At 67.7% G+C, this 13783-nt stretch carries 13 protein-coding genes; 6 read left to right on the top strand and 7 right to left on the bottom strand.

What is annotated here, in order from left to right:
* Window positions 1-37: 37 nt before the first annotated feature.
* A complete protein-coding gene (locus TSH64_RS18620; protein ID WP_109447189.1) occupies window positions 38-247 on the bottom strand; it encodes a hypothetical protein in 210 nt (69 codons plus the stop codon).
* A 403-nt stretch (window positions 248-650) separates the two neighbouring features.
* Here TSH64_RS18620 and tauA point away from each other — a divergent pair, with 403 nt between their 5' ends.
* The 4 genes from tauA to tauD are packed head-to-tail and all read left to right on the top strand — an operon-like array spanning window position 651 to window position 4252.
* Entirely contained in the window at window positions 651-1667 is a 1017-nt protein-coding gene (tauA, locus tag TSH64_RS18615; protein ID WP_109447186.1) for a taurine ABC transporter substrate-binding protein, read from the top strand.
* Window positions 1668-1692: 25 nt separating this feature from the next.
* Window positions 1693-2496: an ABC transporter ATP-binding protein gene (locus tag TSH64_RS18610; protein WP_109447184.1), complete on the top strand. Its 804-nt coding sequence runs from the start codon at window positions 1693-1695 to the stop codon at window positions 2494-2496.
* Window positions 2493-3344: an ABC transporter permease subunit gene (locus tag TSH64_RS18605; protein ID WP_109447182.1), complete on the top strand. Its 852-nt coding sequence runs from the start codon at window positions 2493-2495 to the stop codon at window positions 3342-3344. Before TSH64_RS18610 ends, TSH64_RS18605 begins: the two co-directional genes overlap by 4 nt.
* A 56-nt stretch (window positions 3345-3400) precedes the next feature.
* Window positions 3401-4252, top strand: coding sequence for a taurine dioxygenase (gene tauD / locus TSH64_RS18600; RefSeq protein ID WP_109447180.1), 852 nt, complete (start codon window positions 3401-3403; stop codon window positions 4250-4252).
* Window positions 4253-4274: 22 nt separating this feature from the next.
* On the opposite strand, the gene TSH64_RS18595 is transcribed toward tauD, so the two are convergent.
* Together TSH64_RS18595 and TSH64_RS18590 are read right to left on the bottom strand one after the other, a co-directional pair.
* Entirely contained in the window at window positions 4275-6623 is a 2349-nt protein-coding gene (locus tag TSH64_RS18595; protein WP_109447178.1) for an Orn/Lys/Arg decarboxylase N-terminal domain-containing protein, read from the bottom strand.
* 27 nt (window positions 6624-6650) lie between these two features.
* Window positions 6651-7220, bottom strand: a complete 570-nt coding sequence (locus TSH64_RS18590; protein WP_109452806.1) for a GNAT family N-acetyltransferase — start codon at window positions 7218-7220, stop codon at window positions 6651-6653.
* A gap of 286 nt (window positions 7221-7506) precedes the next feature.
* On the opposite strand from TSH64_RS18590, the gene TSH64_RS18585 reads away from it, so the two are divergent.
* Both TSH64_RS18585 and TSH64_RS18580 read left to right on the top strand, forming a co-directional pair.
* Window positions 7507-8517 carry a CorA family divalent cation transporter gene (locus tag TSH64_RS18585; protein WP_109452804.1) on the top strand — a complete coding sequence of 337 codons (1011 nt, stop codon included), beginning with the start codon at window positions 7507-7509 and terminating at the stop codon, window positions 8515-8517.
* A 126-nt stretch (window positions 8518-8643) separates the two neighbouring features.
* Window positions 8644-9654 carry a C-terminal binding protein gene (locus TSH64_RS18580; protein ID WP_109447176.1) on the top strand — a complete coding sequence of 337 codons (1011 nt, stop codon included), beginning with the start codon at window positions 8644-8646 and terminating at the stop codon, window positions 9652-9654.
* Between the two features lie 26 nt (window positions 9655-9680).
* On the opposite strand, the gene TSH64_RS18575 is transcribed toward TSH64_RS18580, so the two are convergent.
* From TSH64_RS18575 to TSH64_RS18560, 4 genes are read right to left on the bottom strand one after another with little or no spacing between them, the layout of a single operon-like run.
* The gene (locus tag TSH64_RS18575) at window positions 9681-10745 is read right to left on the bottom strand and encodes a malate/lactate/ureidoglycolate dehydrogenase (RefSeq protein WP_109447174.1); all 1065 of its coding nucleotides are present in this window, start codon (window positions 10743-10745) and stop codon (window positions 9681-9683) included.
* Window positions 10742-12022 (bottom strand): threonine synthase, encoded by a 1281-nt coding sequence (locus TSH64_RS18570; RefSeq protein ID WP_247873026.1) that lies wholly within the window; start codon window positions 12020-12022, stop codon window positions 10742-10744. Before TSH64_RS18570 ends, TSH64_RS18575 begins: the two co-directional genes overlap by 4 nt.
* Window positions 12023-12946, bottom strand: a complete 924-nt coding sequence (locus tag TSH64_RS18565) for an ABC transporter permease (protein ID WP_109447172.1) — start codon at window positions 12944-12946, stop codon at window positions 12023-12025.
* Window positions 12943-13779, bottom strand: a complete 837-nt coding sequence (locus TSH64_RS18560; RefSeq protein ID WP_109447170.1) for an ABC transporter ATP-binding protein — start codon at window positions 13777-13779, stop codon at window positions 12943-12945. Before TSH64_RS18560 ends, TSH64_RS18565 begins: the two co-directional genes overlap by 4 nt.
* Window positions 13780-13783 lie beyond the last annotated feature (4 nt).

The following is a 13783-nucleotide window of genomic DNA, read 5'->3' as shown; positions in this document are numbered from 1 at the left end:
TTATCCTTCGAGAGTTTGGCGGCCGCTGCCGGCCTGATCAGGCCAGCGCTGCCAGCGCTGCCAGGAGAATGGCCGAGACGATGCCGAGGCCGAGGGGAAGCAGGCCGCGGTCCGGACGCTCATCGTCGCCAGAGCCGTCTGTCATGTTCGCCGCGTGACCGTCGGGCGGGAGAAGCGGCAGCACCAGCGTGCCCGAGGGGCAGAGCGACGCCATCACCATCCGGTCGAAATCACTCAAACCCTGCATGGCTGAACTCCTTAGGTCAGGTGGTTTGGGGTCAGGTGGTTTTGGCGTGGCGCTTGCCACCGGCTGCAAAATTCAACAGATTGAGTCTGTTTAAATATCTTATTGTCTATAGGACAATGGGAAAAAACGTTGAGGTCAAGCGTCTGCTTCGTATCGGCTGAAATTTTTCAGCGGAATCGGTACCGCCCTTGGCGAGCCGATGGCGGGAAAACCTTGCGCCCGGCGCCATCCGGACGGCAATGCCCGCGGAATTTAACAGCAAGGAATCGGGTTTATAATCTATTTCCCTGTAGGAATGTAGATTTTATGATGACAACAGCGCGGGCGTCGCTTTAGAGTTCACGCACATTCGGATTCCCGGTCCTCGCAGGCCGGCATCCACACCGTGACGGGGGAAACGACGATGAAGACCAATCTGCATATTCTCCTCTCTGCCGCGCTGGCGGCGGTCGCCCCCTTTGCCGCCTCCACCATCGCCGAAGCCGCGTCCGGCAAGGTCGTGGTCGGCTATCAGACCGACGCGCTGCCCTCCTCGGTCGCCATCGCCAACGGCGACTTCGCCAAGGCGACCGGCGCCGAGATCGACTTCCGCAAATTCAACTCGGGTGCCGAGATCTTCGCCGCCATTGCCTCGGGCGACGTGCAGGTCGGCTATGTCGGCTCCAGCCCCTTCGCCGCCGCGGTCAGCCGCGGGCTGGACGTGAAGGCCTTCCACCTCGCCACCATCTCCGGCACCGACGAGGCGCTGGTGGTGCGCAACGGCTCCGGCATCGAGAAGCCGTCGGACCTGAAGGGCAAGAAGCTGGCGGCGGCTCCGGTCTCCACCGACCATTACCAGCTGCTCGCCGTGCTGAAGCAGGAGAAGCTGACGGAGCGCGACGCCCAGGTCTTCGCCATTCCGCAGCCGGACATCGTCGCCGCCTGGAACCGCGGCGACCTGGACGGCGCCTTCGTCTGGGATCCCGCCCTGACCGAACTGAAGAAGACCGGCAAGGTGTTGCTGACCTCGCGCGAGGTGGCCGACCGCGGCGCCCCGACCTTCAGCGCCTGGGTGGCGACCGCGGCCTTCGCCAAGGACAATCCCGCCTTCCTCAAGAGCTTCGCCGGCACCATCGAGCGCTACAGCGCCTCCTTCCGCAACGACAAGGCGGCGTGGGGACCGGAATCTGAGAATGCGAAGACGCTGGCGAAGCTGCTGGGCGGCACGCCCTCCGATCAGGCGTCGGCGCTGACCAACCTGTCGCTGGTCCCGGCGGAGGTGCAGGCCTCCACCGCCTGGCTGGCCGGCGGCGAGGGAAGCGGTGCCGCGAAGATCCTGAAGGACACGGCGGAGTTCCTGAAGGAGCAGAAGAAGATCACCACCGTGCTGCCCAGCTACGGCGGCTTCGTCACCGCCGACTACGTCAAGGACGTCCGCTAATCTTATCGCCGACGGGAGAGCGTCCATGCTCCAGGTCCGCAACGCCAGCGTCTTCTTTTCCGCCCGTGACGGGCGGGTGGTCCATGCGCTGGACCGCGCGTCGCTCGACATCGACGCCAACAGCATCGTCGTGGCGCTGGGGGCATCGGGCTGCGGGAAATCGACGCTGTTGAACGCCATCGCCGGCTTCCTGCCCCTGTCGGAGGGGTCGATCACGCTGGACGGCCAGCCGGTCGCCAACCCCGGCGCCGACCGCGGCGTGGTGTTCCAGAAGGACACCCTGCTGCCCTGGAGCAGCGTCGCCGACAATGTGGCGCTCGGCCTGCGCTTCGCCGGGGTTCCCGCCCGGGAGCGGCGCGAGCGGGCGGAGGAACTGCTGGGGCTGGTCGGGCTGGAAGGCTTCGCCGATGCTTTCCCGCACGAGCTGTCGGGCGGAATGCGCCAGCGCGTCGGCATCGCCCGCGCGCTGGCGACCGACCCGAAGATCCTGCTGATGGACGAGCCGTTCGGCGCGCTCGACAGCCTGACCCGCGAGCAGATGCAGGAACTGCTGATCGACGTCTGGGCACGCACCGGCAAGCGCATCTTCTTCATCACCCATTCCATCGAGGAGGCGCTGTTCCTCGGCACCACCGTGGTGGTGATGTCGCCACGGCCGGGCCGGATCGTCGCCCGTTTCGACCTGGATTTCGTCCGCCGCTTCGCCGCCGAGCGCGACGTGCGCGCCATCCTGTCGGCACCGGAGTTCGCCGATCTCTATGACGAAATCCGGTCCCTGGTGCATCGCCCGCATGCCGAGGCGGACTCCCGCCGGGCGGTGCTGCAATGACCGACCTCGCCCGCGCCGGAAGCCGCGCCTCCGATCCGGCTGACCGGCCGAAGATCGTCCGGCTCCATCCCTTCGGGCTGGACGGGGCGCGCACCGGCCCGATCAGCTTCGCCACCGCGCTCCTGCTGCTGGCGGCGTGGTTCCTGGCGACCCATTACCGGCTGGTGCCGCCGCTGTTCCTGCCAACCCCGCAGGAGGTGGCGACCCAGTTCCTGGCGGTCGTCGAGGACGGCTATGCCGGCGCCACCCTGTGGGAGCATGTGTCGGCCAGCCTGTTCCGCATCTTCTCCGCCGCCGTCATCGCCGCCTCGCTCGGCATTCCGCTTGGGCTGGCGATGGGGCTGAACCGCTGGGCCAAGGGGGTTTTCGACACGCCCATCGAGTTCTACTGGCCGTTGCCGCCGCTGGCCTATCTGCCGCTGATGATCATCTGGCTCGGCATCGGCGAGGTATCGAAGATCGTCCTGCTGACGCTGGCAATGTTCGCGCCGGTCTGCCTGTCGGCGCAGGCCGGGGTACGGGCGCTGCCCATCGAGCGGGTGAACGCCGCGCTGTCGCTGGGCGCCAGCCGCTGGCAGCTGTTCCGCACCATCGTGCTGCCCAGCGCCCTGCCGGAAATCCTGACCGGCCTGCGCATCGGCATCGGCGTCGGCTGGAGCACGCTGGTCGCGGCGGAGCTGATCGCCGCCACCCGCGGCATCGGCTTCATGATCATGTCCGCCTCGCATTTCCTTGCCACCGACGTGGTCTTCGTCGGCATCGGCATCATCGCCGCCTTCGCCTTCGCCTTTTCCTACGGAATGCGCCTGCTGGAAGCGTGGCTGGTGCCGTGGAAGGGCAAGTCCTGAGGACGGCAGACCGCCGGAATTCATAAACCGCCGTACAATAAGGTTGGGGAACCGCCATGCCAGACATCGCCTTGTCCGCCCTGACCGTCACGCCCGTCAGCCCCGCCATCGGCGCGCGGGTGGAGGGGATCGACCTCTCCCGCCCGCTGTCGGACAGCGAAGCGGCGGCGCTGGAGCGGGCACTGGTCGCCCATCAGGTGCTGTTCTTCGAGAACCAGCCGCTGACGCCGCAGGCGCAGCGCGACTTCGCCGCCCGTTTCGGCCAGCTGCACGTCCACCCGATCTATCCGAAGGTGCCGGAGCAGCCGGAGATCATGGTGCTGGACACCGGGCCGCACAACCCGACCGACAACGACGTCTGGCACACCGACGTCACCTGCATCGAAACGCCGCCGGCCATCGTCGCCCTGTCGGGCAAGCTCATTCCGCCCATCGGCGGCGACACGGTGTGGGCCAGCAACATCGCCGCCTACAACGGCCTGTCCGAACCGATCCGCCGCCTGCTGGAGCCGCTGAAGGCGTTGCACGACTTCACCCGTTCCTTCCCGGAATGGCGGCACAACGGCGATCCCGAGACCCATGCCCGCTGGAAGACGGCGCGCGACAAGCATCCGGCGGTGGTGCATCCGGTCATCCGCACCCATCCGGTCAGCGGCGCCAAGGCGCTGTTCGTGAATGAGAACTTCACCTCCCGCATCGTCGGGCTGAGCGACCGTGAAAGCGCCGCGATCCTGGAGTTCCTGTACGACCACATCAGCCGCCCGGAATTCACCGTGCGCTGGCGCTGGAAGGCGGACGATCTGGTGCTGTGGGACAACCGCTCGACCCAGCACTATGCAGTGAACGATTATTCACCGCACCGGCGCGTCATGCACCGCGCCACCGTGCTGGGCGACCGGCCCTATTGAGGGTTGGAGCGGAGGCGTGGCTTCAGTCCGCGCCCTTCTCCCGCACGACATAGGTGTAGAAGCGGATCGACCCGTCGGGCTCCGTCTCGCGGTACAGGCCCTGGATCTCGTTGTCGAAGCCGGGGAAGCGGTTGGCGCCCTCCTGGAAGACCTGGAGATATTCGATCATCGGCCGGGCGTGGTCGTCCAGCCGCTCGCCCGGAACGATGGTGGCGATGCCCGGCGGATAGACGACCCACAGGGTGGTGGCGATCCGCCCGGCGATGCGGTCGATGGGCAGGTAATCCACGTCGTTGCGCACCAGATGCCGCACCGCTTCGCGCGGCGGCATGACCATGGCGGGCAGATGGTCGGGGCGGAACATGCGGCGCTGCAGGTCGTTGGTGCCGCGCTCCCGGTAATAGGCGTGCATCTCCGCGCACAGGTCGCGCAGCCGGCGGCCGGTGTAGCGGGCCGGGCGGCGGGCGACGAATTCCGGGATCACGTCCTCCAGCAGCGCGTTGTCGTCGTGCAGCCGCTTGAACGCCACCAGCGCGCTCAGCAGCGTGCCGGCCTTGCTCGATTCCACACCGGGCGTCAGCAGGAAGAGGATCGAGTTCAGGTCGTTCTTCTCCGGAACGATGCGGTTCTCGCGCAGATACTGCGCCACCACCGGAGCCGGGATGCCGTGGTCCTCATAGGCCCCGGTGCGGCGGTCGAAGCCGGGGGTGAGCAGGGTCAGCTTGTTGGGGTCTGTCATCGCATAGCCGGCCGCCACATGGCGGAAACCGTGCCAGTCGGCACCCGGCACGAATTCCCAATGCCGCACGTCGGACGCCAGCGCGTCGGTCGGCACATCCTCCCAAGCCGAGGTGGTGCCGCCGACCTCCACCCGGTCGGGCACGAAGGGGTCGAAGAACCAGCGGCGCGCCGGATCGCTCTCGCGCTCGTCGAATTCGCGGCGGATGGCGCGCAGCTTCTTGCGCAGCTCGATGCCGAGCCGGATCGTGTCGTCCCACAGCACCTCGCCGGACTTACCCTTCATCATCTGCGCGCCGACATCGAGCGAGGCGAACAGCGGATAGAAGGGCGAGGTCGAGGCGTGCAGCAGGAAGGTCTCGTTGAAGCGGCGATGCTCCACCCGGCGGCGTTGGCCCTTGATATGGCTGTCCTTCACATGGATTTGCGAGGCCTGGGAGAAGCTGGCCAGCTGCTTGTGGGTGGACTGGGTGGCGATGATGCCGGGATGGCCGTCATGCAGGCTGTCCAGCCCCATGGCGAAGCGGCCCTTGAACAGCGGGTGGAACTTCAGGAAGCCGGCCCACGCCTCGTCGAAGAGGATGTAGTCGCAGAGATGGCCGATCTTCGCCAGGATGGTCTCGGCACTGTAGATGGTGCCGTCGTAGCTGCATTGCTGGATCACCGCGGCGCGGAAGGGCCGCTCGCGCTTCCAGGCGTCCTGGTCCTTGACCAGGGGATTCTTGCGGATCTTCTCGCGGATGCGTTCCTCGTCCAGCGCCTCGTGGTCGATGGGACCGATCAGGCCGTAGGGGTTGCGGTCGGTCTCCAGGAAGATCGGGATGCCGCCGCCGAGGAACAGCCCGCCATGGTGGGCGGCCTTGTGGTTGTTGCGGTCGAACAGGACGAGATCGTCCTCCGCCACCAGAGCCGACAGCACGATCTTGTTGGAGGCGGACGTGCCGTTCAGCACGAAATAGGTGCGCTCGGCCCCGAAGATTTTGGCGGCTTCCTTCTGCGCCTTCAGCGCCGGCCCCTCATGGACCAGCAGGTCGCCCATCTCCAGCACCGAGTTGTCGATGTCGTCGCGGAACACCGCCTCGCCCAGATGCTCGACGAAGATGCGGCCGATGGGGCTGCGGCTGTAGAAGATGCCGCCATTATGGCCGGGGCAGGTCCACAGCTGGTTGCCTTCCTCGGCATAATCGACCAGCTCGCCGAAGAAGGGCGTCTTCAGCGTCTCGGCATACTGTTTCAGGCGGGAGACGAGGTTCTTGGCGATGAATTCCGGCGTTTCCTCCGCCAGGAAGACGTAACCGTCGACCTGGTTCAGCACGTCGACCGGGATGTTCTCCAGCCGCTGGCGGCGGACCAGCAGGATGATCGGCATCTCCAGACCGCGCTTGCGCGCCAGCGCGATCAGCGAGGCCGGCTTGCCCTCCAGCCCGCGCTTGCCCCAATCGACGATCATGCAGCCGATGGCGGCGTCGGTGCGGATCGCCAGCTCGGCATCCTCGACGCGGCGCGTCCGCACCACCTCGAAGCCGATGCGCTCGACCTCGGCGACGATCTGCTGCACGCGCACGCCTTCCAGCTCGTCGGCGTCGAAGGCCGGGGCGCAGACGAGGAAGGAGAAGCGTCGAAAGAAATCCATGGGGGAACTCCGGGGGAGGGAAAGCTGTCAGTCGCCGGCCTGGACGGTGCCGCCGCGATGGTCATCGGGCAGCGCGCCGTCGGCTGGGCCGAGCGCGCGCTGGAGGAAGACGCTGTCGGTCCAGCGGCCGAACTTGAAGCCGACCGAGCGCAGAATGCCGGCCTGCTCGAAGCCGCAGGATTCATGCAGGCGCAGCGACGGGGCGTTGGCGCTGTCGACGACGGCGACCATCTGGCGACAGCCGGCGACGGTGCAGGCGTCGACCAGCGCCGACAAAAGCCGGCGGCCGATGCCAAGGCCCTGGAAATCCTTGTGGACGTAGATCGAGTGTTCGACCGTGTAGCGGTAGGCCGGGCGCTTGCGGAAGGGGGCCGCATAGGCGTAGCCGGCGATGGCGCCGTTCAGCTCGGCCACCAGATGCGGCAGGCGGCGCTTCAACATCGCCTTGCGCCGGCGCTTCAGCTCTTCCGGATGCAGCGGCTCGATGTCGAAGGGGCCGAGCCCGTGCTGGATGTGGTAGCCGTAGATCTCCAGCATGGCCGGCACGTCCGCCTCGGTTGAGGGACGGACGACGGGAACCTGCGAGTCGGACCGCATCGGGCCGACGGCGGCCTCGCGCGCGGGGAAATGGCTGGCGATATCGCAGGCGTCCATGTCGTGGGCGCCGGCGGCGGTCTCGGTCCTCACGGTCATGCCTCTGTCGAATGATGACGCCCCGCGCGTTCTTGCCGCAAACGCGCGACAGGGTGATGACGGTTTCAAGACGGTCTTGTTGCAGTTGCTCCGGGCGCCCAAGGACGAGGTTGCGCCGCACGTCGGCCGGCGTATCCTGCCCGCCGGCCGGCACCCAGCCGGCGAAGAGGCAATGGAAGGTTCGCCGGGCATGGCAGTTCCAATCAAGCTCGATACCGGGACCGACCTGATCTGCGGCTATTTCCTCACCACCGATGCACCGCCGGTGCCGGTGTCCTTCGAGGAGATCGACGCGGCGCAGCGGCGCAGCGGCGGCGTGCTGTGGCTGCACTTCAACCTCGCCTCGGCGCGGGCGCGCGACTGGCTGGACCGCAAGAGCGGGCTCGACGAGTTCGCCCGCGAGATTCTGCTGGACGCCAACGACGACCGGACGCGGCTGGAGCCGTTCGATGACGGCTTCCTCGCCGTGCTGAGCGACATGCATTACGACTTCAATTTCGAGCCGTCGGACATCGGCACCCTGCGCCTGTTCATGGATGAGCACCGCATCGTCAGCTGCCGGCGGCATCCGCTGAAGGCCATCGACCGGCTGCGCAAATCCCTGCACGACCAGGGCCGCTATGGCAGCACCGCCGCCCTGATGGCCGAGCTGATCGACATGCTGGCCGACACGCTGGGCGAGGTGGTGACGCGCGCCGAAGCCGATCTGGACAAGGTGGAGGACACCGTCCTTGCCGAACGCTACCAGCTCGCCCGCAAAAGGCTCGGCCAGCTGCGCCAGTTGATCGTCCGGCTCCGCCGCCATGTCTCGCCGCAGCGTGCAGCGTTGGGCCGGCTCGCCACCGGCAGCGTGCCCTGGATCGACGACGACGACCGCGCGCGCCTCGGCCATTCGGTCGAGAAGTTCGGCGGCGTCCTCTACGACATCGAGGCATTGCAGGACCGCGCCAAGGTCTTGCAGGACGAGCTTCTGGCCCGCGTCGCCGACCAGCAGAACCACAGCCTGCATGTGCTGGCGGTGGTGACCGTGATCTTCGCGCCGATGACGCTGATCTCCGGCATCTTCGGCATGAACGTCGCGGGGGTGCCGGGGGTCGGCGGCATCGAGGACCACGTCTCGCCGCATGCCTTCTGGTGGGTGATGCTGTCGATCCTGCTGTCCGGCCTCGCCATGCTGTTCTTCCTGCGCCCGCGCAAGTGAAACCGGCACCTTGTCCGCATGCGGAGGTAATTTCCTATTGTGCAAAGCGGCAATCGGCTTTGAAAATCCAGCATTGCATGGGAAAATGAGGGTTATTCGATTCGAGCAGTGACGGGAGCGAGAAGGATGGGGCAGCAGAGCGCAGGGCGGTTGGTCGTCGGGATCACCGACCACATGATTCCGCCCCCCGATCTGGAGGCCGCCGTGCTGGACGGCGTGGCGGAGGTCGATTTTCTCGACTGCCGGCGGGAGGAGGATCTCGATCCGGACCGTCTCGCCCGTCTGGATGCCCTGCTGGTGTGGAGCACGCGCATCGGCCCGGCAACCGTCGAGCGATTGAAGCGTTGCCGGATCGTCGTGCGGTTCGGCGTCGGCTATGACCGGGTCGATGTCGCGGCGCTGGAGGCCGCCGGGATTCCCTTCTGCAACAACCCCGATTACGGGACGGAGGAGGTCGCCGACCATGCGGTCGCCATGATCCTGTCGCTTCAGCGCCGGCTGTGGGAGCATGACGCCCGTGCCCGCGCCTATACGACGACGTGGCAGGCGAACACGCTGACCCCGCTGCACCGCTCCGGCGCCGCGACGGTCGGGGTGGTCGGGGTCGGGCGGATTGGTACCGCGGTGGTGAACCGGTTGAAGGGCTTCGGCCACCGCATCCTGGGCTATGACCCGTTCCAGCCGGCCGGGCACGAGAAGGCTGTCGGCTATCGCCGCGTCCGCCGGCTGGAGGAGTTACTGGCCGAGTCCGACATCGTCACCTTCCACTGCCCGCTGAACGGAGAGACGCGCGGCCTGCTGAACGAGGCCACCCTGACGGCGATGAAGCCGGGCGCCATCCTGGTCAACACCGCGCGCGGCGAACTGTTCGCCGGGCTGGACCCACTGGAGGCGGCCCTGCGCAGCGGCCGGCTCGCCGCCGTCGGGACCGACGTGCTGCCGGTCGAGCCGCCGGCCCCCCATCCGTTGCTGGATGCGTGGCGGGCGCGGGAGGATTGGCTCGCCGGGCGGCTGGTGGTGACGCCGCACAACGCCTTCCACTCCGACCAGGCGGCGGTCGAGATGCGGCGCAACGCGGCGGAGACGGCGCGGCTGTTCCTTGAAGACGGCGTCTTGCGGAACCGCATCACCGCTTGAGCGGATGGGGCGGAACTCCGCCCCGTTCAGCCCTCCAGCAGGGCAGCCACATCCAGCCCGAGCCCGCCGCCGATGCGGTGCAGTGCCGCGACGGTGTCGGGGTCGAGCGCGATGCCGCGGTCCATCGCGGCCATGCGGTGCAGGGCCTCCGGCTCGCCGGGGATGCTGACGCCGTCGCTGCCGGGGGCGACGGGCGTGTCGGCGACATGGTCGAGCACGGCGTCGGTCAGGGTCTGCCATTCCGGCCCGGCCACCCGGTTGGGGTCGATGACGAAGGCCAGCGCGTTGTTGACCACCCGTCCCGGCCGCAGGTTTTCCGGCAAGGCGGGCAGGCCGCCGGCAAGGGCACCGGCCAGGATTTCGCAGGCCAGCGCCAGGCCGTAGCCCTTGTGGCCGCCGAAGGGCAGGATGGCGCCGGTCGGTTCGGTGAACATCACGTCCGGGTCGCGCGTCGGCCGGCCCTCCGGGTCGAGCAGCAGGCCGTCCTCCACCTCCTTGCCCAGCGAGGCGGCGACCCGGCATTTGTTGGCGGCGATGGCGCTGGTGGCGAAATCGAGCAGGAAGGGCGCATAGCCCGGCGTGCCGGGAACGGCGATGCAGACCGGATTGGTGCCCAGCCGCGGCCGGCCGCCGCCATGGGGCGCCGCCAGCGGCCGGCTGATCACATTGACGAAGAACAGGCCGATCAGCCCGGCGGCGATGCACTGCTCGCCATAGGAGCCGACGCGGCCGATATGGTGGGCGTTGCGCAATGCCAGGATGCAAGCGCCGCCGGCCTTGGCGCGTTCGATGGCGAGGTCGGTCGCCTCCTTCGCGATCACCTGCCCATAGCCGACATCGCCGTCCACCACCAGAAAGGGAGCCTCGTCGCGGACGATGCGGGCGTGGCGGTTGGGCTGGAGATGGCCAAGTTCAAGGCTGCGGGCATAGACGGCGATCTGGCAGACGCCGTGGCTGGCATGGCCGCGGGCGTCGGCCTCCACCAGATTGGCGGCGACGATGGCTGCCTCCTCCGCCGAGCTGCCGCTGCGGCGGAGAATGGCGTCGAGCGTCGCGACCAGACGGTCCGGGCGGTAGCGGACATCGCTCATCGTCCGCTGTCCTGAAAGAGCGAATAGTCGATGGGCCGGGTCCGGTCGAGCGTGCGGTGCACCGGCGGCAGCGGGTATTTCAGGCCGGTGGCGCAGTTGAACAGGACGGCGCGCTCCTCCTTGCCGACCCGGCCGTCGGCCAGGGCTTGGCGGTAGGCGGCGTAGGTCGCGGCCCCTTCCGGGCAGAGCAGGAAGCCCTCCTCGCGCGCCACCTCGTCGAGCGCCGCTTGGATGGCATCATCGGGCACGGCGATGGCGAAACCGCCGCTTTCGCGCACGGCGCGCAGAATCAGGAAATCGCCGACCGCCTGCGGCACGCGGATGCCGGACGCGATGGTGTGGGCGTCCTCCCAGCGCAGGGCATGCTCCTCCCCCTGCTCCCAGGCGCGGACCATCGGCGCGCAGCCGGCGGCCTGGACCGCCACCATGCGCGGGCGCTTCGATCCGATGAAGCCGATGGCCTCCAACTCGGCGAAGGCCTTCCACATGCCGATTAGGCCGGTGCCGCCGCCGGTGGGATAGAAGATGACGTCCGGCACCTCCCAACCCAGCTGTTCGGCAAGCTCCAGACCCATCGTCTTCTTGCCCTCGATCCGGTAGGGCTCCTTCAGGGTGGAGACGTCGAACCAGCCGACCTTGGCCTTGCCCTCGCCGACGATCTTCCCGCAATCATCGATCAGGCCGTTGACGCGGTAGACGGTGGCGCCCTGCAGTTCGATCTCCGACACGTTCACCTCCGGCGTGTCGGCCGGGCAGAAGATGGTGGTGCGGATGCCGGCGCGGGTGGCGTAGGCGGCCAGCGCCGCCCCGGCATTGCCGTTGGTCGGCATCGCCATGTGCGCGATGCCGAAGGCCTTCGCCATCGACACAGCCATCACCAGCCCGCGCGCCTTGAAGGAGCCTGTCGGCAGCCGTCCCTCGTCCTTCACCAGCAGCTCGGCCGCGCCCAGCCGCTTCGCCAGACGGGGCAGCGGCACCAGCGGGGTCACCGCCTCCCCCAGGCTGACGATGTCCTCGACCTTGCGGACGGGCAGAAGCTCGCGGTAGCGCCACAGGTCCTGCGGGCGTTCGGACAGCGAGCTTTTGGTCAGCGCCTGCTTCACGCCGTTCAGGTCGTAGCGGACCAGCAGCGGCTTGCCGGCGCGCGACAGGTTGTGGATTGTGTCGGCCTCGTACCGCTCGCCGGTGTAGGCGCATTCAAGGTGGGTGACGAAGGTCGGGCGCTCGACCGTCAGGTTGGAATCGAAGCGCACCGGGTTGATGTCTTGGAAAGCCATTTAGCGGACCATGCCCCATTTGCGGACCGTGTGGACTTCGATCCACCGGAAGACGACATTCTCGACCAGCAGGCCGATCAGGATGACGGTGACGAGGCCGGCGAAGACCTTGTCGATGTACAGCTCGTTGCGGTTCTGGAAGATGAACCAGCCGAGCCCGCCCTTGCCGGACGACACGCCGAACACCAGTTCCGCCGCGATCAGCGTCCGCCAGGCGAAGGCCCAGCCGACCTTGAGGCCGGTGAGGATCGCCGGGAAGGCCGCCGGGATCAGCAGCGTGACGACGTAGCGAAAGCTCCCCAGCCCGTAGTTCCGCCCGGCCATCCGCAGCGTTTCCGACACCGAGGTGAAGCCGGCATGGGTGTTCAGCGCCAGTGGCCACAGCACGGCATGGACCAGCACGAAGATCAGGCTGACCTCGCCCAGCCCGAACCACAGCATGGCGATGGGCAGCAAGGCGATGGCCGGCAGCGGGTTGAACATCGAGGTCAGCGTCGACAGCAGGTCGTTGCCGATGCGGGTGGAGACGGCGACCGTGGTCAGCAGCACGGCCAGCACCACCGCCACCGCATAGCCCTTCAAAAGCACCGCCAGCGAGGTCCAGGCCATCGACAGCAGATTGTCGCGGCGGATGGCGTCCCACAGCGCCGCCGCGGTGTCGGTGAAGGTCGGGAACATCAGCGGGTTGTTCTGCCAGACCGCCGCCGCCTGCCACAGCGCCGCAACCGCCGCCAGGACCAGCAGCCGGCGCAGCGCGGTGATGTTGCCGAGCCGCTCCCACGGGGACAGCGGGCGGGCGACGTCGCCGATGGGGCCGGTGGCGGTGACGGTGCGCTCATATTCCGGGCGCAGCGGCGGTTCGCGCCTGCCAATGGGGGGGCTGCCGGGGGGACGGGAGCGCGGGGAAAAGGACAGGTCGGTCATGCACGGGGGCCCTTCACGCCGCTTTCGACATCCTCGGCGAACAGCATGGTGTGAATGCGGCTGGCGAGCGCTTGGAACTCGGCACCGCCGACGGCACCATGGTCGTAGCCGTCGCAGTTCACCTCCGCCTTCACCTGTCCCGGATGGGGCGACAGCACCAGGATGCGCGAACCGACGACCAGCGCCTCCTCGATGGAATGGGTGACGAACAGCACGGTGAAGCGCAGGTCGTCCCACAGTTGCAGCAGCTCCTCCTGCATCTTGCGCCGGGTCAGCGCGTCGAGTGCCGCAAAGGGCTCGTCCATCAGCAGGATGTCCGGCTCCATCGCCATGGCGCGGGCGATGGCGACGCGCTGCTTCATGCCACCCGACAGCATGTGCGGGTGGACGTCGGCGAACTTGGTCAGGTTCACCCGGGCGATGCAGTCGAGCGCCTTTTCCTCCGCTTCCCGCCGCTTCGCCTTGCCGCTGGCGAGCAGGGGGAACATCACGTTCTGCTTGACCGTCTTCCAGGGCGGAAGCTGGTCGAATTCCTGGAAGACCATCATGCGGTCGGGGCCGGGCTTCGTCACCGTGCGGCCGTTCAGGCGGATCGTTCCCTCCACCGGCTGGAGGAAGCCGCCCACCGCCTTCAGCAGGGAGGATTTGCCGCAGCCCGACGGTCCCAGCAGGACGTAGCGTTCGGACTGGAACACCTGGAAATCGACGCGGTAGGTCGCGGTGACCAAGTGGCGTCGCGTCTTGTATTGCAGGGTGACGCCGGACACGTCGAGCAGCGGGCGTTCGGACAGGCCGTCGCTGTCGACGCTCTGCGGGTAGGTCAGTGCGTTCATCGCG

It is taken from the genome of Azospirillum sp. TSH64 (assembly GCF_003116035.1).
Lineage (GTDB): Bacteria > Pseudomonadota > Alphaproteobacteria > Azospirillales > Azospirillaceae > Azospirillum.
Note: the sequence above shows the minus strand (reverse complement) of the source record. Positions and strands in the feature narration are given on the sequence as shown.